This window comes from Streptomyces sp. NPDC052023 (assembly GCF_044548465.1).
Lineage (GTDB): Bacteria > Actinomycetota > Actinomycetes > Streptomycetales > Streptomycetaceae > Streptomyces.
Genome location: NZ_JBIUBW010000005.1, coordinates 17,922 through 41,703 on the forward strand (window position 1 = coordinate 17,922; position 23,782 = coordinate 41,703).

Below are 23,782 nucleotides of genomic sequence, written 5' to 3' on the forward strand. Positions count from 1 at the left end.
CGCCTACTCCAGTCCCGCTACTCCAGTCCCGAGAGCTTGAAGACGATGCCGGCGGTCTCGCGGTCGATCCGCTCCGACACCCGTCGCAGCGCCGTCGCCCCGCACAGCAGCGACCCGCGGGCCTGTGACCGATGGACGTCCTCGTCGACGCGGTGCCACAGCTCGGGGTTGTCGACGAGGACCTGCGGGTCGAGTTCGACGCGCTCGCCGAACGCGTCACGCAGCACCAGCCGCTGGGAGACGCCGTCCGAGCAGCGAACCGACACCAGCAGGTCGGTACGCACCATCCGGGTGCGCAGCAGCGAGCGCGACGCCAGCCAGCCCGCGCCGGCCGAGACACGGGGCGGGCACAGCACGACGAACAGCAGTGCCGCGAGCGCGCACCAGAGCGTGGCGCGCCCCAGGGCGAGCGTTCCGGCGGCCCAGTCGATGAGCAGGAGCAGGGCGAGGAGTACGGCCGCGCAGCGGGCCGCGCTGTACAGGTCCCGTGTCCAGCGGCGGTCGTACGCCTCGGTGCCGGAGTGCCGTTCGGGTGCGCGGAAGAGTCCGTGCCGCACGTCGTCGGAGGGTTCCATGCTGTCGACGCTAGGGACGGCCCTGCGCCGGGCGGCCCCGCTTGACGGGACTATGACGGGCGCCAGGCAGTTTCTTGACGCCGCCTCACCTCGCGCCTTCAGTGGATCAGGCCTCTTCAGCCCGGTGCTTCGGGGCGCCGGCACGGTCGCCCCGGGACCGCGTCAAAGCTCCGTCAAGGTAGGCCGGTTCCGCGCGAAGAAGGTGCAAGGAACCGCCGGGGACGGCCGGACAGGGACGGAACCTGGGGTGCGCCGTGCGGGGCACGCCCCGCGCGGTCTCCCCTGCCGCACGAAGGAGCGTCCCCCCCCATGTCCGTACTGACCGCCGAACCCGGTGCCGCGCCCTCCGGCGCGGAACCTCCCGACACCGGTGAACGACACCGCCTCACCGCCGTCACCGGCCTGGCCGCGCTGTCGCTGGACGCCATGGCGTCGGTGGCCTACGGGCCCGAGGCGATCGTGCTGGTCCTCGCCGCAGCCGGTGCGCACGGCCTCGGCTTCACCCTCCCGGTCACGCTGGCCATCGCGGGCCTGCTGGCGGTGCTGGTCGCCTCGTACCGGCAGGTGATCGCGGCCTTCCCGGACGGCGGCGGTTCGTACGCCGTCGCCCGGCGGCACCTGGGAGCACGGACCAGCCTGGTGGCGGCGGCCTCCCTCGTCCTGGACTACGTACTCAACGTCGCCGTCGCCGTCACCGCGGGTGTCGCGGCACTGACCTCCGCATTCCCCGCGCTCTACGACGACCGGCTGTGGCTGTGCCTGGCCGTGCTGGCGCTGATCACGGCGGTGAACCTGCGGGGGATCGTCGAGTCGGCGAAGGCGTTCATCGTGCCGACCGCCGTCTTCGTCGGGGCGATCTTCGTGGTGATCGCCGCAGGGCTGTTCCGGTCCGAGCCGGTGAGCACGGTGACCGCCCAGGGCCACGACTCGGTGCTCGCCGACAACGCCACCGCCGTGGGCGCCCTGCTGCTGCTCAAGGCCTTCGCCTCCGGATGCAGCGCGCTGACCGGCGTCGAGGCGATCGCCAACGCAGTACCCTCCTTCCGGGTCCCGCGCGCCAGGCGAGCCCAGCACGCGGAGATCGCCCTGGGAGCCGTGCTGGGCGTGATGCTGATCGGCCTGTCGGTGCTGATCTCCCGATTCCACCTCCAGCCGGTCGAGGGCGTCACCGTCCTCGCCCAGCTCGCGGACGCGTCCCTCGGCCACAACTGGGCGTTCTACGTGGTCCAGTTCGCGACGATGATCCTGCTGGCCCTCTCCGCGAACACGTCGTTCGGCGGGCTCCCCGTCCTGCTGAAGCTGCTGGCCCGTGACCACTACCTGCCGCACGTCTTCGCCCTCAAGGCCGACCGCCAGGTCCACCGGCACGGCGTGCTCGCCCTCGCCCTGGTCTCCGCCGCGCTGCTGGTCCTCTCCGGCGGTGACACCAACACGCTGGTGCCGCTGTTCGCCATCGGTGTCTTCGTCGGCTTCACCATCGCCCAGGCGGGCATGGTGCGGCACTGGCTGGTCGAACGCGGCCCGAGGTGGCGCGGCAAAGCCGTGCTCAACGGTTTCGGCGGAGCGCTGACCGGTATCTCCGCGATCGTGGTGACGGCGACCAAGTTCGAGGAGGGCGCCTGGCTGATCGTGCTCGCGCTGCCGCTGCTGGTCGTTGCCTTCCAGGCCGTCCACCGCGCCTATGCCCGGATCGGCGAACGGCTCGGCCTCGGACAGCTGCCCGAGGCTCCGCACCGCGACCGGTCGGTCGTGATCGTGCCGGTCTCCTCGCTGTCCCGGCTCACCTCGGAGGCACTGACGGCCGCCGCCTCCCTCGGCGACGAGGTCCGCGCGGTCACCGTCTGCCACCCCGACCTGGAGGACCGGGCTCAGTTGCACGCCCTGGAGCGTGGCTGGGCCGCGTGGGACCCCGGGGTGCCGCTGGTCAAGCTGGCCTCCGAGCGCCGCACGCTGGGGCGGCCCATCGCCGAGTACGTCCGACGGGTGGCGGACGCGGAGCCGGGCACGCGGGTCACCGTGCTCATCCCCGAGACGGAGCCGGAGCGGCTCTGGCAGCGGCTGCTGCAGAACCAGCGCGGTGCCGTCGTCGCGCACGCCGTCCGGCGGGAGACCGGCGCGGTGATCTGCCGGCTGCGGTTCCGGCTGCCGTAGCGCGCTGCCGTGGAGCGCCGTCGCGGGGGCTTCGCGGCCGAAGCGGCGCGCGCTGGCGGCGCGCGCTGCGGTTCGGCCGCCGAGTGCGGTTGACGTGGCGCGTGCTGCCCCTGTCCGTTGACGTGCGCGCGCCGTCGTCCGGCTGCCGGCTACCGCTGACGTGGCGCGCGCTGCCGTACGGCTGTCGATTCCGGTCGTTTCCGCCGGCCCGGCGCCCGTCGGCGTACGGCCCGTATGGGTCCCGTCAAAGCCGCGCAGTGAGAGGTTCTGAGTACACCATGGGTCCCGTACTCGCCGGCGTCCTCCAGCTGATCGCCCTCATCGGCGCGCTGGCGGTCGTCCACGTCCCCCTTGGCAACTACATGGCCAAGGTCTACTCCTCAGACCGGCACTGGCGTGTCGAGCGGTGGATCTACAAGGGCATCGGCGCCAACCCCGACACCGAGATGCGCTGGACCGCGTACCTGCGCGGCGTCCTCGCCTTCTCGGCGGCCGGTGTCCTCTTCCTGTACCTGCTCCAGCGGCTCCAGGGCGTGCTGCCCGGCTCGCTCGGCTTCGCCGCGATCGACCCGGACCAGGCGTTCAACACCGCCGTGTCCTTCGTCACCAACACCAACTGGCAGTCGTACTACGGCGAACAGGCCATGGGCCACGTCGTGCAGACCGCCGGCCTGGCGGTGCAGAACTTCGTCTCGGCAGCCGTCGGGATGGCCGTCGCGGTGGCGCTCGTCCGGGGACTCGCCCGGTCCCGAAGCGGTGAGCTCGGCAACTTCTGGTCGGACATGGTGCGCGGTGTGACCCGCATCCTGCTCCCGCTGGCGTTCGTCGCAGCGATCGTGCTGGTCGCCGCCGGCGCCATCCAGAACTTCTCCGGCATCCATGAGGTCGGGCAGTTCATGGGCGGCTCGCAACAGTGGAACGGCGGTGCGGTCGCCTCGCAGGAGGCCATCAAGGAGCTGGGCACCAACGGCGGCGGCTACTTCAACGCCAACTCCGCCCACCCCTTCGAGAACCCGACGCCGTTCACCAACCTGTTCGAGATCTTCCTGATCCTGGTGATCCCGTTCACGCTGACCCGCACCTTCGGCGTGATGGTCGGCTCGGTGAAGCAGGGGTACGCGATCCTCGCCACGATGGGCACCATCTGGCTGGGCTTCGTCGCCCTGATGATGTGGACCGAATTCAGCCACCACGGCCCGGCCTTCGAGCTGGCGAACGGTGCGCTGGAGGGCAAGGAGGTCCGCTGCGGCATCGGCGGCTCGTCGATCTTCGCGGTGTCGACCACCCTCACCTCCACCGGAGCAGTGGACTCCTTCCACTCCTCGTTCACCGGCCTCGGCGGCGGCAGCACCATGCTCGGCATGATGCTGGGCGAGATCGCGCCCGGCGGTGTCGGCTCCGGCCTGTACGGCATCCTGATCATGGCGATCATCGCGGTGTTCATCGCCGGTCTGATAGAACATCGTCGCCATCGTGATCTTCGTCGGCGTCGCGGTGGCGGTGGCGTCGGGGTGGACCTCGCGGCCCGGCGTACGCACCAAGCCGCCCGGCTGCGGGCCGAGTCGGAGATCCTGTCCTTCCTCGCGGGCAACGTGCTGCGCGGCGAGACCAGTCTGGAGGCCCTGCTGGAGCGGGTGCGCGAGACCTTCGGCATGGAGTCGGTGGCGCTGCTGGAGCGCGAGAGCGACGTGGCGCCCTGGACCTGCGCGGGCCCGGTGGGCCCGCGTCCGGCCGGACGCCCGGAGGACGCGGACGCCGACATGCCGGTCGACGACCACATGACACTCGCCCTGACGGGGCGGGTGCTGCCGGCCGAGGACCGCCGGGTGCTGGCCGCGTTCGCCGCCCAGGCCGTGGTCGTACTGGACCGGCGCCGCCTCCAGGAGAAGGCCGAGCAGGCGCGCGCCCTCGCCGAGGGCAACCGCATCCGCACGGCGCTGCTCGCCGCCGTCAGCCACGACCTCCGTACCCCCCTCGCCGGCATCAAGGCCTCGGTCACCTCGCTGCGTTCGGACGACGTCGACTGGTCCGCGCAGGACCGGGCGGAGCTCCTGGAGGCGATCGAGGAGGGCGCCGACCGGCTGGACCACCTGGTCGGCAATCTGCTCGACATGTCCCGCCTGCAGACGGGCACGGTCACGCCGATCATCCGCGAGATGGACGTCGACGAGGTCGTGCCGATGGCGCTGGGCGGCGTACCCGGGGACAGCGTGACCCTGGACGTGCCGGAGACACTGCCGATGGTCCATGTCGACAAGGGGCTGCTGGAGCGGGCGGTGGCCAACGTCGTGGAGAACGCCGTCAAGTACAGCCCGGACGGTACGCCCGTGCTGGTCGCCGCCAGCGCCATCGCCGACCGCGTCGAGGTGCGGGTCGTGGACCGCGGGCCGGGCGTGCCCGACGAGGCGAAGGAGCGGATCTTCGAGCCGTTCCAGCGGTACGGCGACGTCCCCCGGGGCGCCGGGGTCGGCCTCGGCCTCGCGGTCGCACGCGGCTTCGCCGAGGCGATGGGCGGCACCCTGAACGCCGAGGACACACCCGGCGGCGGCCTCACGATGGTGCTCAGCCTGCGGAGGGCACCCGGCCGGGGAGCGGCCGTCCTCCCGGGGCCCGCCGACGCCGTCAACACGCCGTCAACACCCGCCTGAACGGCGTCAGCGTCGTGTCATGGGCGGTCCGCACCTCGCCTTTCAGGCATAGCGTCGACGACGAGCCCCGGTACGCCTCCCCGCGTCCGGGGCCGGCACGCTGACTCCTCCGGAGGCATCCCATGACAGAACTCCTCGGCGCCGACGATCCCGAGCCCTCTGATCGGTCCCCGGCCGGACCACTGTTCGTCCCGGTCCGGCCGGGTCAGGCCGGGTGCGCGGCCCGTATCTTCCGCACACCGCTCGGCGACCGTACGGCCGTCGGCTTCACCTCCGCGAGCGCCCTGGCCGCCGTACTCGGTACCGGCCAGCACTGGATCAGGCTCGCCGAACCCGCCCTGCGGGCACTGACCGCCCCGCTCGGTGTCACCCTCGTCACGGTGGACCCGGTGTTCTCCGCACCGGCCCCCCAGCCGCTCCCGAGCTGGGACCCCGAGGCGGCTCTCGCTCCGGCCGAAGGGACCGTGCGATGACCACCCTCCACGAACCCGTCCTCACCGACCTGTCGGTGTGGCCCGCGTCCACCACCGAGCCCGCCCTGGGCGACCTCACGGTGGCCGGCGTATCGCTCGCCGAGGTCGCCGAACGCTTCGGCACCCCCGTCTACGTCCTCGACGAGGGCGAGGTGCGCGACCGCTGCCGCACGTATCTGCACGCGTTCCCGGACACCGAAGTCCTCTACGCGGCCAAGGCGTTCATGTGCCGTGCGCTGGTCCACTGGATGGCCGAGGAGGGCCTGGGCCTCGATGTCTGCTCGGCCGGTGAGCTGGAGCTGGCGGTGACGACCGGCTTCCCGCCGGAACGGATCGTGCTGCACGGCAACGCCAAGTCCCCGCAGGATCTTCAGGCCGCGCTGCGCCTCGGCGTCGGCCGGATCGTCATCGACAGCCCCTCGGAGATCGCCCGGCTCGCGGCGGCCGTGGGGCCCGAGGGACACCAGAAGGTCATGGTCCGGGTCGTACCCGGCATCGGCGCCGGCGGCCACGACACGATCCGCACGGGCACCGACGACCAGAAGTTCGGCCTCTCCCTCTCCGACGGCTACGCCCAGCACGCCATCACCCGCATCCTCGGCCAGCCCCAGCTCGAACTCACCGGTCTGCACTGCCATCTGGGCTCGCAGATCACCAGTGTCAAGCCCTATCTGGCCGCCGTACGCCGCATGGTGGGCCTGATGGCCCGGCTGCACGACCAGCACGGCCTGGTCCTGTCCGAACTCGATCTGGGCGGCGGTCACGGCATCGCCTACCGCCCCGGCGAACCCGCCCTGGATCTCACGGCTCTGGCCCGCCGGGTGCGAACCGAACTGGACGAGGCGTGTGCGGCGGCCGGACTCGCCGTGCCCCGTCTGTTCATCGAACCGGGCCGGGCGATCGTGGGTCCGGCAGGCATCGCCCTGTACCACGTGCTGGCCGTCAAACGCACCGGCCGGCACACCTTCGTCGCCGTCGACGGCGGCATGAGCGACAATCCCCGGCCCGCCCTGTACGGCGTGCGGTACGCCCCACGCCTCACCGGCCGCCACAGCACGGCGCCCAGGGCGCGGGTGACCGTCGTCGGCCGGCACTGCGAGGCGGGTGACGTCCTGGCCGCCGACGTCGAACTCCCCTCCGACGTACGTCCCGGCGACCTGCTCGCCGTCCCCGTGGCCGGCGCCTACCACCTGTCCATGGCCTCCGGCTACAACCTGGTCGGCCGCCCGCCGGTGGCCGCCGTCGCGGACGGCCGCGCCCGGCTGCTGGTACGGCGGGAGTCGCTGGAGGACATCCGCGGCAGGGATGTAGGGCTGTAGCGGCCTTCTGGACAACCTCCGGGCGGGTGACGGCTCATCCTCGCCCGGAGGTGCTGATTGCCGGTCCGGGTGTGGGCGACCACGGGGAGTGACGGTGCCCGGACAAGCGTCGGGGCCGGTTCGCGGTGCACGTCCGCGGGCCGGCCCCTTGTTGTCCTCGGGCGGCGTGCGCCGCCCGCCCCGCCTCAGGCGGCAGTCATCACCTGGCTGCCGGCCGGCAGCCGGTGCGGGGCGATGATCTGGCCGTCGGGCAGGAGCTCACCGGTGTCCTCGAAGAGCACGACACCGTTGCACAGCAGGCTCCAGCCCTGCTCCGGGTGGTGCGCCACGAGACGGGCGGATTCCCGGTCGGCGGAGTCGGCGGAGGGGCACGGTGGCTGGTGCTGGCACATGGAAGGGATCTTTCGCTTTGTCGTGTCGTCCGTGAATGCTGTCGTATCTGTCCCGCGGCGTGAAGCTTCGTTCATGGCCGCCCCCCGTTGTCATCAGTCGGTCGAACCCAGTGTTCCCCCACGGGCGTCATTCCGCAGGGATTTCGCCGCACCGCTTCTTCACAGGTTGATGACGCATCACCCGCGCGGACGGTTCATCCCAACTGCACTGTCTCTTCGGGTGGTTCGGGGTGGCCGGATGGGGCTAGTCCGGACGGGTCGGACAGCGTTTTCGGCTCGTACGAGCGAATAGGCACTCGTACGAGCGGGTAGCCGTGCGGTGGCGAAAGCGGTGGCAGCGCGATGGCGAAAGCGGGTGGCGGCGCGGTGGCGGCGAGAACAGAGTGACGACACGGCAACGGCGGAAATACGGGAAATGCGGGAGGCGCCCGAAACAGCGGCGTACCCCGCCGCCGGGGGTCCGGTGGCGGGGGTACGGGAGAACGGAGTGCGCTGCGTGATGTCCGGCCGTCGGTCAGGCCGGTGAGCCGAGCAGCGGCGTGGGCGGGGCCGGCGGCACCCGGAGGGTCAGCACCGGGAGCAGGTCGGCGACCCGGTGCGGCCGGTTGGCCGCGATGCCGGGTGGGGCGGGAGCGAGCGGGACGAGCAGATCGGTCGCCGCGGGGTGGCCGGCGGTGCCGTCCGAGGCGCGGTCCTCGTGCAGCCAGAGCGTGAGCATGTACAGGCCGGGCACGGACAGCAGACGCGCCTGGTACGACTGGGTGAGATTCTCGGCCTGGCGCAGCGCCTGCTCGGTGGAGACGATGTACGGCCCCTCGAAGAAGTGCGAGAACGCCCAGCCGTCGGGCGTCAGCATGGTCTCCGCCGCCGCAACCGCATGGTCGCCGGAGCGGATCAGGAAGCGCCATCCGGCCAGTCGGGTGACCGGTTCGCCCTTGTCGGTGATCCGGTCCAGCACATGGACCGGCAGCGGGAGCTCGGGGGTGACGGGGCCCTGGGCGGCGCGCAGGGCGGGAGTTCGGGCCTCGCGGACCGCGGTGGGGGAACCGAGGGCCGTGAGGACGGAGCGAAGTGCGGGCGCGGGCGCCGGGGGGACAAGCAGCGGCATGGTGGGTCGCCTCTCATTCGACAGGCAGGGTGGCGCGACGTAGGCGGGGCGGACGGCGCTGTCAGCTCACGGGGGCAGGCAGGCGGGGCCGGGGTCTGTGAACGACGGTGTGGGTGTGAGGCCTGCCGGGCGTGATCGACGACGGCAGTTTCCTCCGACCATGGGCGCCAGCCTGCTGCCCTGTCGACCGAGTTTATACGACATTTGTTCAGCCGGTGTTTCGTCTAACCGTTCCGGGGCACTCGCACAAGAGTTCATTCGGTCGGCGTTACGTGGAAAACATCCCGATTCCGAAGGGGGGACACCTCGATGACCTCGGGAAATGCCCACGCTGCGGTCGGCCAATTCTCGTCGGCGTTTTTCACGAGGTCGTCGACGGCGGAAAATGCACACGGCGTCATGCCCGGTGAATGTGCCGCCGATCTTCTTGGCTCAAGGGGCCAGAGTAGCGGCTGTGAGCGTTCGCCGGGGGCGTTATGGATCGCCCGGGCTGGGCATCATCCACCCTGACCCGGACACCGGCGGCCGGATCTTTCGGCCCGCCCACCGAGGAGGGACGCGTCGATGGGGGAGAAGGTCGTGGCGGGCGCGTTCGACCTGTCCGATCGCCAGCGCTACCGCACCAAGCTCCAGCAGTGCCTGCAGGGGCTGGAACGGCTGCTGGAGGAGAAGCGGTTCGATCGGCCGAAGAACCTGATGGGGCTGGAGATCGAGCTGAACCTCGCGGGGGACGACGGTATGCCCAGAATGCTCAACGGGCAGGTCCTCGAAAGGATCGCCAGCCGCGATTTCCAAACAGAACTCGCCATGTTCAACCTGGAAGTCAACATCGCCCCGCACAGGCTGGGAGGCCGGGTATTCGACCGGCTCGCCGAAGAACTCCGTACGTCACTGGCATATGCCCACCGGAAAGCCGGTGAGGTGGACGCCGGAATCGTGATGATCGGTATTCTGCCGACCCTCGAACGGGACGACCTGGTCTCCTCGAACCTCTCCGACGTGGACCGCTACGTCCTGCTCAACGACCAGATCGTGGCCGCCCGGGGCGAGGACTTCACGCTCGACATCGACGGCGTCGAGCATCTGACGTGCACCTCGAAGTCGATCGCGCCGGAGGCCGCCTGCACGTCGGTGCAGTTGCATCTCCAGGTCACGCCCGGGCGGTTCGCCGACGTGTGGAACGCCGCACAGGCCGCGACCGCCGCGCAGATAGCGATGGGGGCGAACTCGCCGTTCCTGTTCGGCCGTGAGCTGTGGCGCGAGTCCCGCCCGCCGCTGTTCCAGCAGTCCACCGACACCCGCCCGCCCGAACTCCAGGCGCAGGGCGTCCGGCCGCGCACCTGGTTCGGGGAGCGCTGGATCACTTCGGCGTTCGACCTCTTCGAGGAGAACCTGCGCTACTACCCCGCGCTGCTGCCGATCTGCGACGACGAGGATCCGCTGGCCGTGCTCGACGCGGGCGGAGTGCCGAAACTGGCGGAGCTGGTGCTGCACAACGGCACGGTGTACCGCTGGAACCGGCCCGTGTACGGCATCGCCGACGGCGTCCCCCATCTGCGGGTCGAGAACCGGGTGCTGCCGGCCGGTCCGACCATCATCGACGTCCTCGCCAACGCGGCCTTCTACTACGGCCTCATCCGCGCCCTCGCCGAGGACGCCCGGCCGGTGTGGACCCGGCTGCCCTTCGAGGCCGCCGAGGCCAACTTCGACGCCGCGTGCCGGTACGGCATCGACGCGCGCTTCACCTGGCCACGGCGGGGCCGGTACGGCGGCACGACCGAGGTCGACGCGGTGAGTCTCGTACGCGACGAGCTGTTGCCGCTCGCCGAGGCCGGCCTGGACGCCTGGGGCGTCGAACCGGCGGACCGGGACCTGTACCTCGGCGTGATCGACGAGCGGTGCCGGCGACGGGTGAACGGCGCGTCCTGGCAGGTCGCGACCTTCCACCGGGCCCTGGAGGGCGGGCTGTCCCGTGACGCCGCGCTGGCTGCGACAACGCGGCGTTACGCGGAGTTGATGCGTCTGGGCGAGCCGGTGCACACATGGCCGGTGGGGTTGCCGGAGGCGGCGGTCCGGGCGGGGTGAGGCCAAGTGGGGCCGTTGGGCCCTGGTGGGCGGGCTTGTCCGGGATGCCGCGCCGGTTGCGACCACGTGGCGTTGATGTGTGAGGGCGAGCCGGTGCGCACGTGGCCGGTGGGGTTGCCGGAGGCGGCGGTCCGGGCGGGGTGAGCGCAGGTGGGGCCGTTGGGCCCTGGTGGGCGGGTTTGTCCGGGGATGCCGCGCCGGTTGCGGCCACGTGGCGTTGATGTGTGAGGGCGAGCCGGTGCACACATGGCCGGTGGGGTTGCCGGAGGCGGCGGTCCGGGCGGGGTGAGCGCAGGCCGGGCCGTGTGGGCGTCGCCTGGCGAGCCAAGGGTCGGGAGCCGGGGCACAGGTGCGTCTGCGAGGCTGTCCGGTGGGATCTTCGTGCCTGGAGCGAAGACGTGCGCTGGACTACTCGGCTGGAGGCGGGCGTGCAGGGTGAGGCGGGAACCGTGGAGGGTGCCGCGGCGGGCGGGGTGCCGTCGCGGCGGGTGCTGCGGGACGAGACCCTGCTCGTCCTCGCTCTGTCGCTGGGTGCCAGCGCCGTGTCCGCGGTCATCAGCTTCGTCGGGTCCGTCACCAGGCCCGGTGGGCTGAAGGACCAGGCCGCCACGCTCAACGCCTCCGCCGCGCCGGGCCGGCCCTGGCTCGATCTGGCCTGGCAGCTGTTCGGGATCACCACCGCGCTGGTCCCCGTCGCCCTGGTCGCGCACTTCCTGATGCGCGAGGGCCAGAGCCTCAAGGTTTTGGGGTTCGACCGCACCCGGCCCTGGCCGGACCTCGGGCGCGGGGCCGCGATCGCCGCGGTGATCGGCAGCACCGGTATCGCCTTCTACCTCGCCGCACGGGGCCTCGGCTTCAACCTCACGGTCGTCCCCGAGGCCCTGCCCGACGTGTGGTGGAAGTTCCCGGTGCTGATCCTGTCGGCCCTGCAGAACTCGATCGTCGAAGAGGTCATCGTCGTCGGTTATCTGCTGCGCCGGCTCGACCAGCTGGGCTGGTCGCCCGGCGCCGCGCTGGCGGCCAGCTCCGTGCTGCGCGGCTCCTACCACCTCTACCAGGGCATCGGCGGCTTCATCGGCAACCTGGTGATGGGCGTCGTCTTCGTCTACCTGTACCGGCGTTGGGGCCGCGTCGGCCCTCTGGTGGTCGCGCACACGCTGCTCGACATCGGGGCCTTCGTGGGCTATGCCCTGCTCGCCGGCAAGGTGGACTGGCTGCCCACTGCCTGAGGGCGTTCTCGTCGCTCAGGTCGGCCACGAGCAGCAGCACCGGCCGCCCAGGGGCCCCCGCGACGCCGAGATCGGTCCACGACGCACCGCTAGGCGAGCAGTTCGCCCTCGATCACCGTCACCGCCCGGCCGCTCAGCAGCGTGCGCTCGCCGCGCAGTTCCGTGCGCACGCGGCCGGAGCGGGTCGAGGCCTGCAGGCCGGTCAGTTCGGCGCGGCCGAGCCGCTCGGACCAGAACGGCGCCAGCGCGGTGTGGGCACTGCCGGTGACCGGGTCCTCGTCGATGCCGACGTTGGGGAAGAAGCAACGGGAGACGTAGTCGTAGCCGAGGGCGGGGTCCGCGGCGCGGGCGGTGGCGATCACACCGCGCGACGAGTGGGCCCCGATGGCCCTGAGGTCGGGACGCAGGGCGTGGACGGTCTGCTCGTCGGCGAGCTCCACCAGCAGGTCCCCGACGTTCGGGCCCGTGTCGATCGCGGTCCGCGGCTGCGCGCCCAGTGCCTCGGCGAGGCCTTCGGGGACCTCGGTCACCGTGAGCGGGGCGGTGGGGAAGTCCATCGTGATCGAACCGTCCTCGCGGGGCGTCGCCACGAGCACGCCGCTGCGTGTGGCGAACCGTACCGGCCCCGCGTGGGCGCCCGTGCTGTGCAGGACGTGGGCCGTGGCGAGCGTGGCGTGACCGCACATCGCCACCTCGGCCGCCGGCGTGAACCAGCGCAGCGCCCAGTCGGCCTCGCCACCCTCGGGCAGGGGATGGGCGAAGGCCGTCTCGGCGTGGTTGACCTCGAGGGCCACGCTCTGCATCCAGTCGTCCTCGGGGAAGGCGTCGAGGAGCATGACCCCGGCCGGGTTGCCGGCGAAGGGGCGGTCGGTGAAGGCGTCGACGATTCGAATCCGCATGGCTGTCGACGTTAGGACCCGTGCGGCCCCGCGGACCAAGGCCAATTCGCGATCTGTGGACCGGTTCCGGGGTGCGGCTGGACGCGGCTGCCTGCCGGTGAGTGTCCTGTCGCCGGCGAGTCGGTCCGTCGGGACGGACCGCAGGTCTCCTGCCTGCCGCAGCGCCTACCGGGCCGGGACGCGCCCGTTCCCAAGCCGGACCGGACGGCGAGCTCGCCTCCGGGCAGCGCTTCACAGGCGACATCCCAGTACGAGTCGAGGGGCGGCACGAGCCGGCGGGCCACGCTGATCTCGGTGACGCGCTTGCCGCGAAGGTTCAGGATCCACCGGTCCTCGTGTTCGACGGGCCAACCAGCACCCACCCCAGCAGAACACCGAACCTTGCTCGACGGACTGTGCCGATATATCGTTGAGATATCGCGACAGATCAACGGTAGATCTGCACTAGATCAGCGCTAGATCACCAAGCAGATGGAGGGATGACGATGCACACCCACGGATACGAGCGTGGACACGGGCACGACGGCCCCCGGCGCGGCCGGGGCGACTTCGACGCTCTGCGGGCCGCCTTCGGTCCCTTCGGTCCGGGCGGGCACGGTTTCGGGCACGGTGGCCCGGGCGGGTTCGGTGGCTTCGGCCCCGGTCCCTGGGGGGGACGAGGGCGCGGCGGACCGAGGGGAAGGGCGCGGCGCGGTGATGTACGCGCCTCGATCCTTGCCCTGCTGAAGGATCGTCCGATGCACGGTTACGAGATGATCCAGGAGATCGCCGAGCGCAGCGGCGGGGCGTGGAAGCCCAGCCCGGGCTCGGTGTACCCCACCCTTCAGCTGCTGGAGGACGAGGGGCTGATCGTCAGCGAGTCCGAGGGCGGCAAGAAGCTGCTCGCGCTCACCGAGGCCGGCCGCACGGCGGCCGAGGAGGGCCCGGAGACCCCCTGGGAAGAGGCCTCGCGCGGCGTCGACTGGGAGGCCCTCGGTGAGATCCGGCAGGCCGGCTTCGGTCTGATGGAGGCCTTCGGGCAGGTCTGGAAGACCGGCGACAAACAGCAGCGCGAGAAGGCGCTCGCCGTCATCAACGAGGCACGCAAGAAGCTGTACCTGATCCTCGCCGACGAGCACTGACACCTGCCGTACGGCACCACAGGCGCCCCGTGGAGCGATCCGCGGGGCGCCGCGTCGTAGCTTCGAGGCCGAGGTGTGCGGCGCCGGTTCAGGCGACGAGCCCCGCCAGTTTCCGCAGCGACTCGTGCAGCGCGGCCGTCGCCGAGTCCTTGAGCTTGCCCGCCATCAGGGAGACCGCCGCGCCGGTGAACTCACCGTCGATCCGGACCGTCGTGGCGTCGCCGTCGGGGACCAGGGTGTAGCGCGTGGCGACGGTCACGGACATCGGGCCCTTGCCGCGAATCGCCAGTACGCGGGCCGGTGTCAGCTCCTCCACGGTCCACTCGACCTCGGCCGGGAAGCCCATCAGTTTCATGTTCTCCAGGAAGGTCGCGCCCGTCTCGAGTGTCGTGGGGCCGCCCTTGGGGAAGCTGGTGTGGGTGGCGTTCCACTCCCCGTACGCGGACCAGTCCGTGAGCTGGGCCCACACCTTCTCGGCCGGCGCCTCGATGCGTGCCTCCGCGCTGACTTCGGCCATGCGACCACCTCTTCGTGTCGGCTTCGGTGTCGCGGAACGTAGCCGCAGGGCCTGCAACATTCAATACTGACGAAGCGTCAGGAAATCTGGATGTCCGCGACGGGCGGCCCGGAGTGCGGCACGACGCGCTCAGCGGTACGCAGCGATACGCGCGCCCCACGGCCGGTTTCGGTCTGATCTCCTCCCTGAGGAGGAGATTGTGGCCAGGGATGTCCCCTGGGTGTGGGACGCGGAAATGGTTCTGGCCGGGGATGACCGGACCCGAGGGGACTGATGAGGTAGGGGGTGTGCAGTACCCGATCCCCCGGCAGCAGGCCGGCGAAGACCCCGGTGTGGACAACGATGCCAGGCTCAGCGACGAGCTGGCAGCGGTGGTCGCCGGTGCCCGCAGGCGGGCTGTGCGGGACGGGGACCGGCAGGTCGACACCGCCCACCTGCTGCACTCGCTCCTGGAGTACGACCCCGAGGTGCGCGCCGCCTTCGACAGCGAACCCCAACTGGCGCGCCTGCTCGGCTACCTCGTGCAGCGCAGCATCGGCTACGGCCTGCGCTGGCAGACCACCGTCGAGGACTCCGGCGCGATCCCGGTCGTGACCGGGGCGGCGGGCCATTCGACGCCGGCCGCCACGGCGATGGCCTACGCCACGGAACGTGCCGCGCGCCGCGGCGACGCGCGGGCCCGCGGTCTCGATCTGCTCGCCGGGATCGTCGTGGACCCGCGGTCGCGCGCCGTCGAGGTGCTGGAACGCGCCGGGGTGGACGTGCCCGAGCTGTTTCTGCGGATCGAGTACGGCTCGCAGGAGTGTGTCGGGGGCGCGGACGCCGGGTGCTGAAGGGGCGTCCGTGGTCCAGCGGGTGAGACAGGAGTCATCAAGGATGACGGTCATGTCGTCGCCTGCCATCATGTCCGGGTGCATACGTCAGTCAGCAGCTCAGTCAGCCGCGGCAGGGGCGCCGGGCTCGCGCTCGCGCTCGGGTCTGCGGTCGCCTTCGGCGGATCAGGAGTCGCGGCCAAGCCGCTGATCGAGGCGGGCCTCGACCCACTGCACGTGGTGTGGCTGCGGGTGGCAGGCGCCGCCCTGGTGATGCTGCCGCTCGCCGTGCGGCACCGCGCACTGCTGCGCCGCCGCCCCGCGCTGCTCGCCGGGTTCGGGCTGCTGGCCGTCGCCGGTGTGCAGGCCTGTTACTTCGCCGCGATCTCGCGCATACCGGTCGGTGTCGCACTGCTCGTCGAGTACCTCGCGCCCGCCCTGGTGCTCGGCTGGGTGCGGTTCGTGCAGCGGCGGCCCGTGACACGCGCCGCGGCGCTCGGCGTGGTGCTCGCGGTCGGCGGCCTCGCCTGTGTGGTCGAGGTATGGGCCGGTCTCGGCTTCGACGCCCTCGGCCTGCTGCTCGCCCTCGGCGCCGCCTGCTGCCAGGTCGGCTACTTCGTGCTGTCCGACCAGGGCAGCGACTCCGGCGCCGACGCCCCGGACCCGCTGGGGGTGATCGCGTACGGGCTGCTGATCGGCGCCGCCGTGCTGACCGTCGTGGCCCGTCCCTGGGGCATGGACTGGTCGGTGCTCAGGGGCACCGCGCACATGGACGGCACCGCCGTCCCGGCCGCCGCGCTGCTGGCCTGGATCGTGCTGATCGCCACCGTCGTCGCCTACGTCACCGGCGTGTTCTCCGTCCGCAGGCTCTCCCCGCAGGTCGCGGGGGTGGTGGCGTGTCTGGAGGCGGTCATCGCGACCGTGCTGGCCTGGGTGCTGCTCGGCGAGCATCTCTCGGCCCCGCAGATCGTGGGCGGCGCGGTCGTGCTGGCCGGCGCGTTCATCGCGCAGTCGTCGGCGCCCACGAAGGGCTCGCCGGAGCCGGTGGTGGCCGGTGGCGGTCCCGAGCGTGAGTTGTCCGCCCGGGGAACGGCCGCATAGAGTATCGATCATGCATTCGGACGCACGCGTACTTCCGCCTCCGGCCGCCTGAGGCGGGCCCTCCGGACCTCCACGCCCCGCGCTGTCGCGCCGGGCTGAACGGTGCTGCCCGCGGAAGTCGTCCGCGGACCCCGCTGAGCGGCGGTCCTTCCCGAACTTCTGCGCTCCTGCGCAACTGCGGAGAAAACGCGTGTCCACTGTTGCTTCCGGCCTGCCCGTCGGGCGAGGCCTCCTGTATCTGATCGTCGCCGGTACCGCCTGGGGCACCGCGGGCGCGGCCGCCTCGCTGGTCTACCGCGCCAGTGACATGGGCTCCGTCGCCCTGTCCTTCTGGCGCTGTGCGGCGGGCCTGCTCCTGCTGCTCGCCGCCCGTCAGCTGCGCCCGCGCGCCGTCGCCGCCCCCGAGGCGCTCGCCCGCAAGGCCCTGCGGATCGGCGCCACCGGCCTCGGGCTGGCGGTGTTCCAGACGGCCTACTTCGCCGCCGTCTCCGCGACCGGCCTCGCCGTCGCCACCGTGGTCACGCTCGGCGCGGGTCCCGTGCTCATCGCGCTCGGCGCACGCCTGACGATGGGGGAGCGGCTCGGCCGGGCCGGCGTGGCGGCCGTCGCCGGCGCGCTGACGGGACTCGGCGTGCTCGTGTTCGGCGGCGGCGACACGGCCGTACGCCCGTGGGGTGTCGCGCTGGCGCTGCTGTCCGCCGCCGGGTACAGCGCGATGACCTTGCTCACCCGCTACTGGGGTCGCGACGGCGGCGCCGACGCATCCGGCACCACCGTCTGGGCGTTCGCGGTCACGACCCTGTGCCTGCTGCCGTTCGCGGTGACGGAGGGTTTGGTGCCGCACACCTCGGAGCCCGCCCAGTTGCTCTGGCTCATCGTCTATATCGCGGCGATCCCCACCGCCCTCGCCTACGCCCTCTACTTCGCGGGCGCGGCCGTCGTACGGTCGGCCACCGTGTCCGTGATCATGCTGCTGGAGCCGGTCAGCGCCGCGGTCCTGGCCGTCACGCTGCTCGGCGAGCGGCTCACCACCGCCACCCTGGCCGGCACGCTGCTGATGCTGGGATCGGTCGCGGGGCTGGCGGTGGCCGAGGCGCGCGGGGCGCGGGGTCAGCGCGCGTCGAGGTAGCCGGGCACTTCGGTGCCGGGCGCGAGATCGGCGTCCGGCACCGGCGTGCCGTACCCCTGGCGCAGCGGGACCACGCCCGCCCAGTGGGGGAGCGTCAGGTCCTCGGGCTCGTCGTTGACACCGCCGGTGCGGAGCTTGGCGGAGACCTCGTCGAGGTCGATGCGGATGACGGCGGTGGCGGCGAGCTCCTTCTTGTTGGCCGGCCGGGAGTCGCGGGACCGGCCGGCCACGACGTGGTCGACCAGCGCGTCGAGGGCCATCCGCTTCTCCTCGGGGTCCGTCACGTCGTGGGCGAGGCCGTGCACCATCACGGAGCGGTAGTTCATCGAGTGGTGGAAGGCCGAGCGGGCCAGGACCAGGGCGTCGACGAGTGTGACTGTCAGGCACACCGGCAGGCCGGGCTCGGTCCGGCCGGTCATCCGCAGCGGGCGCGAGCCGGTCGAGCCGTGCACGTAGAGCCGCTCGCCGACCCGGCCGTAGAGCGTCGGCAGCACCACCGGCGCGCCGTCGCGGACGAAGCCCAGGTGGCAGACGTGGCCCTCGTCGAGTATCGCGTGCACCAGATCCTTGTCATAGGACGCGCGCTCCGGTGAGCGGGTGGGGACGGTCCGGTCGGTGGGGGTGTAGGCGGCGGCCGGTGACGTCTCCCGGGTCCCCTGCATGGCGTCCTCCATTGTACTAGTGCATAATGAGCTTTGTGCTAGGAGAATATCGGATCGTCGGCCGGGGTGCAGCGGAGATCTCCGCGAGCGTGGAGCGCGCGGTGGCGGCGGGCGAGCTGGAGCCGGGGCAACTGCTGCCGCCGATGCGGGAGTTGGCGTCCCGGCTCGGAGTGAACCCGAACACCGTGGCCGCCGCCTACCGGACCCTGCGGGAGCGCGGCGTCATCGAGACCGACGGGCGGCGCGGCAGCCGGGTGCGGTACAAACCGGCCACCACCGGGCGCGAGGAGATCGCGGCGGACGTTCCGGAAGGCGTGCGGGACATGGCCGCCGGGAACCCGGACCCGGCGTTGCTGCCCTCGCCGGCGGCCGCGTTCGCCGAGGCTGCGGGCCGCGAGCCGGTGCTGTATGGGGAGACGCCCGTGGAGCCAGGACTGGCGCGCCTCGCGCGGGCCGGGATGGACGCCGGGGGTGTGCCGGCGGGGCCGATCGCGGTGACCTCGGGTTCGCTGGACGCCATCGAGCGGGTCCTGGCCGCCCACCTCAAGCCCGGTGACGCCGTCGCCGTGGAGGATCCCGGGTGGGGCGGGCTGCTCGACCTGGTGCCGGCGCTCGGGCTGCGCATCCTCCCCGTAGCCCTCGACGACGACGGGCCGCTCCCCGGCGAGGTGGACCACGCGCTCGCGGCGGGCGCCCGCGCCTTCGTCGTCACCGGCCGCGCGCAGAACCCCACCGGTGCCGTGGTGAGCGCCGCACGCGCGCGTGCCCTGCGTTCCGTGCTCCGCAAGCATCCGGCGACCTTGCTGATCGAGGACGACCACGGCCACGGCATCGTCGACCAGCCCCTCCACACCCTGGCCGGCGTCACCCGGCACTGGGCCTTCGTCCGTTCCGCGGCCAAGGCGTACGGTCCGGACCTGCGGCTCGCCGTGCTCACCGGTGACGAGGTCACGCTGGACCGGGTGCGCGGGAGGCAACGGCTCGGGCCCGGCTGGGTCAGCCGGATCACGCAGCGCGCGGTGGCGCATCTGTGGGCGCACGGCGCGGTGGACCCGGTGGCGGTCTCGGCGGCGTACGGGCGGCGCCGGGGCGCGTTGATCGACGCACTCGCGCGGCGCGGGGTGGCGGCGTACGGGCGCAGCGGCCTGAACGTCTGGATCCCCGTGCCGGACGAGACCGCGGCCGTCGCCCGTCTGCTGCACGCCGGATGGGCGGTCGCCCCCGGGGCCCGGTTCCGTATGAGCGCCCCACCCGGCATCAGGGTCACCGTCTCCACGCTCACCGAGGCCGAGACGGAACCGCTGGCCGAGGCGATCGCCGCTGCCGTGCGCCCGGCACCGGTGCGCAGCCACGTGTAGGTCTCCCGAGCCGTGCGCCTCGGACGCCTCCGGAGTAATGGCGCCGTGAACGTCTGGAGCCGTGGCGTCTTGAACGTCTCCGGAGCCAGGGCCCGTGAATGTCTTGGGAACCGTGGCCTCGCGAACGTCTCCGGAATCGTGGAGCCACGCACAACTCTGAGACCATGCCCGCATGAACGAGGACGTCATCCCGGTCCTGCGCGTGGCCGACGCCGCCGTGGCGGTGCGCTGGTACGAGCGCCTGGGGTTCGCCCAGCAGTGGGAGCACCGCTTCGAGCCGGGGCTGCCGGCGTTCGTGGAGGTCGCGCGGGGGCAGGTGAGCCTGTTCCTGTCGGAGCACACCGGCGACGCCCGGCCGGACACGCTGGTCTACCTGCGGCTCACCGACGTGGACGAGGTCGCCGCCGAGTTCGGTGTGCCGGTGCGGGAGGCCCCGTGGGCCCGGGAGATCGAACTGCGTGACCCCGACGGCAACCGGCTGCGGATCGGCACGCCGAAGGACTGAGCGCCGGTTCATCCCTGGAGCGGCCGGCCGCCCCCGCTTCACCCCTTGGGCCGCACCTGCGTCAACGCCGCCCCCGCCAGCACGATCACCGCCCCTACCGGCGTCGACCACGCCAGGGACTCGCCCAGGACGGCGACGCCCGCGGCCGTGGCGATGACCGGGATGAAGTAGGTGACCATCTGGGCGGTGGTCGGCCCGACCTCGGCGACAAGCCCGTACTGGATGAGCACCGCCAGGCCCGTGCCCAGGGCGCCCAGAGCCACGACGGCGAGCGACGGCAGCACAGGGAACCGGGTGGGCAGGCTGGTGAACAGCGGCGTGACGACCGCCAGCTGAAGGGTGGCGAGCAGCAACTGCGCCCCGGTCAGGGACAGATGGGATTCCCCGGACCCGGCCAGGGTGCGCCGGACGTAGATCCAGCCGATCGGATAGCTGAGCGAGGCCAGCAGCGCCAGGGCCGTGCCCGTGGGATCGACGCCGGTGAAGCCCTGCCAGGCACCCAGCACCGTCAGCACCCCGAGGAAGCCCACGCCGAGGCCTGCGACCCGGACCCGGGTGGGCCGGTCCTCGGACAGGGCGATCAGGGACAGGGCCATGCCCCACAGCGGTGAGGTGGCGTTGCAGATGCCGGCGAGCGTGGACGGGATCGTCAGCTCGGCATAGGCGAACAGCGAGAACGGCAGCGCGTTGAGCAGGAACGCGGCGACCGTCAGATGGGCCCAGGTGCGCGCCCCGCGCGGAAGCCGCCGGCGCCTCATGGCCATCGCCACCGCGAGCACCGCCGTACCGAACACCAGCCGGCCGAGGGTCACCTGGAACGGGGCGTAGCCGTCGGTGCCCACCTTGATGAGCAGAAAGCTGAAGCCCCAGACCAGCGACAGGGCCGCGAAGCGGATTCTCCAGTCGATCGTGCGGCGGGCGAGGGCACGGACGGGCGTGCGCGTGGCGTCGGTCGTGGCGGTGGTCACGGAAGCAATATGCGGGACATAACTTCGTAGAACAAGCGAGATTTCGCACGTTGTATCTCGTAGCATCGCTTACATGTTGAGTCTGGACCGCCTCCGCACCCTCGACGCGCTCGCCCGGCACGGCTCGGTGAGCGGTGCGGCCGAGGGGCTGCACATCACCACCTCGGCCGTGTCCCAGCAACTGGCCAAGCTGGAGCGAGAGGTCGGCCAGCAGCTGCTCGCCAAGCACGGGCGGGGCGTCCGGCTCACCGACGCCGGCCGGCTGCTCGCCCAGCACGCGTCGCGCATCCTGTCGCAGGTCGCCCTCGCCCAGTCCGACCTGGAGGCGCAGCGCGGCCAGGTGGCGGGCGAGCTGCGCCTGTCGGCGTTCCCGACCGCCGCCCGCGGGCTGTTCCCCACCGCTCTCGCCGCGCTGCGCACGGCCCACCCCGGGTTGCGGCTGCGCACCTGCGAGCTGGAGCCGGAGCGCGGCATCCAGGGCGTGGTGCGCGGCGACCTCGACCTCGCGGTGGTCCTGGACTGGTACAACAAGCCGATGGCCCTGCCCGACGGCCTGGTCAAGGCGTCGATCCTCGACGACCCCGCCGATGTGGCGATGCCCGAGGGGCATCCGCTGGCCGGCCGGGACGAGGTGGACCTGGGGGAGTTCGCCGAGGACGAGTGGATCACCTGGGGTCAGGGCGAGTTCTGCCACGAGTGGCTGATGTTCACCCTGCGCTCGCGCGGTGTCGAGCCGATCCTCGGTCACCGCGCCGCCGAGACACACACCCAGCTCGCGCTGGTGGCCGCCGGGCTCGGCGTCTGCATCTGTCCGCTGCTCGGCCGCCACCCCATGCCCGCCGGAGTCGTCACCGTGCCGCTGAAGCAGCGGGTGCGGCGGCATGTGTACGTCGTCTGGCGGGCGGACGCCGACCGCCGTCCGTCGATCCGGGCGGCGGTGGCCGCGCTGCGGGCGGCGGGGGAGTGCGTCGGCTGAGCCGCGCTACAGCGAGCCGAGCTTGCGGAAGTCCCAGGAGACCGTCTTCGACGGCGTGAGCCGCATCCACGCGTGCCGTCCGTCGTGCGGCATCTCCTCCAGGCCGAAGTTCTTGCGGGCGAACAAGGTCTCCGGCAGGTCGAGTTCGGCGCACAGCTCCCCGGTGCGCGGGGCCTCGCCCACGAAGTCGACGGTCCCCGACAACTCGACGCCGCGCAGCTCGTCGTACTCCTCACCGGTGTCGACCACGATCGCCACCCGCGGATCGCGGCGCAGATCGGTCCACCGCTTGCTGCGCACCACGGAGTACAGCCACATCGACGTGCCGTCCCAGGCGAACCACAGCGTGCTCACGTGCGGCGATCCGTCGGCCGAGACCGTGGCGACCCGGCAGGTGCGCTGTCCGGTCAGAAACTCGTCCAGCTCGCCGGCCGTCATCATGATCTTCCGGCCCCGGCGCTGAGTGGCTGTCATGTGTTTCCCCTCGGCTTCCCCTCGAACGAACGGCAACTGACGGTATGTCAGAAAAGCATGGTCCGTCGTCCGTCCCTGTGCAATGGTGGTTCATCTCACCGGCTCCCACACCGTCGGCCACGAGGGGGCGCCATGCCGTCGCATGAACAGCTCAGCGAACTGCTCGACCCCGCGACCACGGTGCTCCTCACCGTCGAGTGCCAGCAGGGCGTGGTCGGCCCGGACAGTGCCCTGCCGGAGCTGGCGAAGGAGGTGCGCTCCTCGGGCGCCCTCGGCAATGTGGCCCGGCTGGTGGCCGCGGCCCACCGAAGCGGCGTCCAGGTGATCCACGCCGTCGCCGAACGCCGGCCCGACGGCCGCGGCGCGAACCGCAACGCCCGCCTCTTCCGCGCCGCCGAACGGCTGCCCGTCCGGCAGCTGGCCGGTACCACGGCGGTGCGCGTCGCGGCACCGATCGAGGTCACCGAGGAGGACTTCGTCGTACGACGGCTGCACGGCCTGTCGCCGATCCAGGGCACCGACGTCGACCCGCTGCTGCGCAACCTCGGCTGCCGCACCCTGGTCGTCACCGGGGTCTCCGCCAACGTGGCCGTGCCCAACGCGGTGTTCGACGCGGTGAACCGCGGCTATACGGCAGTGGTGCCCGCGGACGCCGTCGCGGGGGTGCCCCCCGAGTACACCCCCGCGATGATCCGCAACACCCTCGCATTGGTCGCCACGGTCGCGACCACGGACGAGGTGCTCGGCTGCTGGGAACGGCCGCGTCGCCGCTGACGTCAGGCGAGGCGGATCTCGTCGCCGGACACGGTGATCTCCGAGGCGGCCAGCGGCTGGGTCGCCGGACCCTGCTGCACGCTGCCGTCGGTGGCCGAGAACCGGCTGTCGTGACAGGGGCAGATGATGACGCCGTCCTTGACGTCCTTCACCGCGCAGCCCTGATGGGTGCACTTGGAGGAGAACGCCTTGTACTCGCCCGCCGTCGGCTGCGTGACCACCAGGTCCCCGATGACCTTGCCGCCGCCCTCGGGGATGTCGGACGTCTTGGCGAGGGCGGCGCCCGCACCGGCACCGGCGCCGGAACCGGAGTCCGCCGGGGAGTCGGATCCGGCGCCGGATCCGGACGAATCCTCGCCCGACCCGCACGCGGTCAGCGCGACGGCGAGCCCCGCGGCCCCGGCAGCCGCCATGACGGTGCGGCGGGCCGGACCCGACTCGGTGTGAAGCGATTGGCTGGGCATGCTGGCATTCCCTTCCACAGGCGCTGGGTGATCCCTTGATCT

At 72.0% G+C, this 23,782-nt stretch carries 22 protein-coding genes and 2 pseudogenes; 15 read left to right on the top strand and 9 right to left on the bottom strand.

The genetic code is table 11. The features are described from left to right. Positions 1 to 17 precede the first annotated feature (17 nt). The gene (locus ACIHCM_RS12670) at positions 18 to 575 is read right to left on the bottom strand and encodes a hypothetical protein (protein WP_399893467.1); all 558 of its coding nucleotides are present in this window, start codon (positions 573 to 575) and stop codon (positions 18 to 20) included. A 309-nt stretch (positions 576 to 884) separates the two neighbouring features. Between ACIHCM_RS12670 and ACIHCM_RS12675 the strand changes: the two genes are divergently transcribed. The 5 genes and pseudogenes from ACIHCM_RS12675 to lysA all read left to right on the top strand — a co-directional run bounded on the left by ACIHCM_RS12675 (position 885) and on the right by lysA (position 7,166). After that, a complete protein-coding gene (locus ACIHCM_RS12675) occupies positions 885 to 2,726 on the top strand; it encodes an APC family permease (RefSeq protein WP_399893470.1) in 1,842 nt (613 codons plus the stop codon). A gap of 278 nt (positions 2,727 to 3,004) precedes the next feature. After that, positions 3,005 to 4,222 (top strand): annotated as a pseudogene (gene kdpA, locus ACIHCM_RS12680) (potassium-transporting ATPase subunit KdpA); the annotation flags it as partial. Then, positions 4,185 to 5,374 (top strand): annotated as a pseudogene (locus ACIHCM_RS12685) (sensor histidine kinase); the annotation flags it as partial. The pseudogenes kdpA and ACIHCM_RS12685, both read left to right, overlap by 38 nt. A gap of 122 nt (positions 5,375 to 5,496) precedes the next feature. Beyond that, positions 5,497 to 5,847 (top strand): SAV_915 family protein, encoded by a 351-nt coding sequence (locus ACIHCM_RS12690; protein ID WP_399893473.1) that lies wholly within the window; start codon positions 5,497 to 5,499, stop codon positions 5,845 to 5,847. Next, the gene (lysA, locus tag ACIHCM_RS12695) at positions 5,844 to 7,166 is read left to right on the top strand and encodes a diaminopimelate decarboxylase (protein WP_399893477.1); all 1,323 of its coding nucleotides are present in this window, start codon (positions 5,844 to 5,846) and stop codon (positions 7,164 to 7,166) included. Before ACIHCM_RS12690 ends, lysA begins: the two co-directional genes overlap by 4 nt. A gap of 185 nt (positions 7,167 to 7,351) precedes the next feature. Here lysA and ACIHCM_RS12700 read toward each other — a convergent pair whose 3' ends face one another. Further along, a complete protein-coding gene (locus tag ACIHCM_RS12700) occupies positions 7,352 to 7,558 on the bottom strand; it encodes a DUF5999 family protein (RefSeq protein WP_399893480.1) in 207 nt (68 codons plus the stop codon). Positions 7,559 to 8,072: 514 nt separating this feature from the next. Beyond that, positions 8,073 to 8,666 carry a hypothetical protein gene (locus ACIHCM_RS12705; protein ID WP_399893483.1) on the bottom strand — a complete coding sequence of 198 codons (594 nt, stop codon included), beginning with the start codon at positions 8,664 to 8,666 and terminating at the stop codon, positions 8,073 to 8,075. A gap of 564 nt (positions 8,667 to 9,230) precedes the next feature. Here ACIHCM_RS12705 and ACIHCM_RS12710 point away from each other — a divergent pair. Both ACIHCM_RS12710 and ACIHCM_RS12715 read left to right on the top strand, forming a co-directional pair. Next, positions 9,231 to 10,751: a glutamate--cysteine ligase gene (locus tag ACIHCM_RS12710; RefSeq protein WP_399893486.1), complete on the top strand. Its 1,521-nt coding sequence runs from the start codon at positions 9,231 to 9,233 to the stop codon at positions 10,749 to 10,751. Between the two features lie 428 nt (positions 10,752 to 11,179). After that, positions 11,180 to 11,980, top strand: a complete 801-nt coding sequence (locus tag ACIHCM_RS12715; RefSeq protein ID WP_399894589.1) for a CPBP family intramembrane glutamic endopeptidase — start codon at positions 11,180 to 11,182, stop codon at positions 11,978 to 11,980. An 89-nt stretch (positions 11,981 to 12,069) separates the two neighbouring features. On the opposite strand, the gene ACIHCM_RS12720 is transcribed toward ACIHCM_RS12715, so the two are convergent. Further along, positions 12,070 to 12,879: a PhzF family phenazine biosynthesis protein gene (locus tag ACIHCM_RS12720; RefSeq protein WP_399893489.1), complete on the bottom strand. Its 810-nt coding sequence runs from the start codon at positions 12,877 to 12,879 to the stop codon at positions 12,070 to 12,072. 485 nt (positions 12,880 to 13,364) lie between these two features. Between ACIHCM_RS12720 and ACIHCM_RS12725 the strand changes: the two genes are divergently transcribed. After that, positions 13,365 to 14,000: a PadR family transcriptional regulator gene (locus ACIHCM_RS12725; protein WP_399893492.1), complete on the top strand. Its 636-nt coding sequence runs from the start codon at positions 13,365 to 13,367 to the stop codon at positions 13,998 to 14,000. A gap of 88 nt (positions 14,001 to 14,088) precedes the next feature. Here the strand turns inward: ACIHCM_RS12725 and ACIHCM_RS12730 are convergent, their stop codons facing one another. Then, positions 14,089 to 14,517, bottom strand: a complete 429-nt coding sequence (locus ACIHCM_RS12730) for an SRPBCC family protein (RefSeq protein WP_399893495.1) — start codon at positions 14,515 to 14,517, stop codon at positions 14,089 to 14,091. A 287-nt stretch (positions 14,518 to 14,804) separates the two neighbouring features. Here ACIHCM_RS12730 and ACIHCM_RS12735 point away from each other — a divergent pair, with 287 nt between their 5' ends. The 3 genes from ACIHCM_RS12735 (at position 14,805) to ACIHCM_RS12745 (ending at position 17,559) form a co-directional block, all read left to right on the top strand. After that, positions 14,805 to 15,350, top strand: a complete 546-nt coding sequence (locus ACIHCM_RS12735; protein ID WP_399893498.1) for a Clp protease N-terminal domain-containing protein — start codon at positions 14,805 to 14,807, stop codon at positions 15,348 to 15,350. A 78-nt stretch (positions 15,351 to 15,428) separates the two neighbouring features. Then, positions 15,429 to 16,430: an EamA family transporter gene (locus ACIHCM_RS12740; protein ID WP_399893501.1), complete on the top strand. Its 1,002-nt coding sequence runs from the start codon at positions 15,429 to 15,431 to the stop codon at positions 16,428 to 16,430. Between the two features lie 190 nt (positions 16,431 to 16,620). Further along, complete coding sequence (locus ACIHCM_RS12745; RefSeq protein WP_399893503.1) at positions 16,621 to 17,559, top strand: DMT family transporter; 939 nt, start codon at positions 16,621 to 16,623, stop codon at positions 17,557 to 17,559. On the opposite strand, the gene ACIHCM_RS12750 is transcribed toward ACIHCM_RS12745, so the two are convergent. Then, positions 17,541 to 18,221, bottom strand: a complete 681-nt coding sequence (locus tag ACIHCM_RS12750; RefSeq protein WP_399893506.1) for a pyridoxamine 5'-phosphate oxidase family protein — start codon at positions 18,219 to 18,221, stop codon at positions 17,541 to 17,543. The two genes, ACIHCM_RS12745 and ACIHCM_RS12750, sit on opposite strands and share 19 nt — an antisense overlap. A gap of 35 nt (positions 18,222 to 18,256) precedes the next feature. Between ACIHCM_RS12750 and ACIHCM_RS12755 the strand changes: the two genes are divergently transcribed. Both ACIHCM_RS12755 and ACIHCM_RS12760 read left to right on the top strand, forming a co-directional pair. Further along, positions 18,257 to 19,579: an aminotransferase class I/II-fold pyridoxal phosphate-dependent enzyme gene (locus ACIHCM_RS12755; RefSeq protein WP_399893509.1), complete on the top strand. Its 1,323-nt coding sequence runs from the start codon at positions 18,257 to 18,259 to the stop codon at positions 19,577 to 19,579. 172 nt (positions 19,580 to 19,751) lie between these two features. Further along, a complete protein-coding gene (locus ACIHCM_RS12760; protein ID WP_399893511.1) occupies positions 19,752 to 20,084 on the top strand; it encodes a glyoxalase superfamily protein in 333 nt (110 codons plus the stop codon). A gap of 38 nt (positions 20,085 to 20,122) precedes the next feature. Here ACIHCM_RS12760 and ACIHCM_RS12765 read toward each other — a convergent pair whose 3' ends face one another. Further along, a complete protein-coding gene (locus ACIHCM_RS12765) occupies positions 20,123 to 21,052 on the bottom strand; it encodes a DMT family transporter (protein WP_399893514.1) in 930 nt (309 codons plus the stop codon). Positions 21,053 to 21,125: 73 nt separating this feature from the next. Here ACIHCM_RS12765 and ACIHCM_RS12770 point away from each other — a divergent pair, with 73 nt between their 5' ends. Then, complete coding sequence (locus ACIHCM_RS12770; RefSeq protein ID WP_399893517.1) at positions 21,126 to 22,028, top strand: LysR family transcriptional regulator; 903 nt, start codon at positions 21,126 to 21,128, stop codon at positions 22,026 to 22,028. 6 nt (positions 22,029 to 22,034) lie between these two features. On the opposite strand, the gene ACIHCM_RS12775 is transcribed toward ACIHCM_RS12770, so the two are convergent. Further along, entirely contained in the window at positions 22,035 to 22,502 is a 468-nt protein-coding gene (locus tag ACIHCM_RS12775) for a pyridoxamine 5'-phosphate oxidase family protein (protein ID WP_399893519.1), read from the bottom strand. A gap of 132 nt (positions 22,503 to 22,634) precedes the next feature. Here ACIHCM_RS12775 and ACIHCM_RS12780 point away from each other — a divergent pair, with 132 nt between their 5' ends. Beyond that, the gene (locus ACIHCM_RS12780; RefSeq protein WP_399893522.1) at positions 22,635 to 23,276 is read left to right on the top strand and encodes a cysteine hydrolase; all 642 of its coding nucleotides are present in this window, start codon (positions 22,635 to 22,637) and stop codon (positions 23,274 to 23,276) included. A 2-nt stretch (positions 23,277 to 23,278) separates the two neighbouring features. Here ACIHCM_RS12780 and ACIHCM_RS12785 read toward each other — a convergent pair whose 3' ends face one another. Then, positions 23,279 to 23,740, bottom strand: coding sequence for a Rieske (2Fe-2S) protein (locus ACIHCM_RS12785; RefSeq protein WP_399893525.1), 462 nt, complete (start codon positions 23,738 to 23,740; stop codon positions 23,279 to 23,281). Between the last annotated feature and the right edge of the window lie 42 nt (positions 23,741 to 23,782).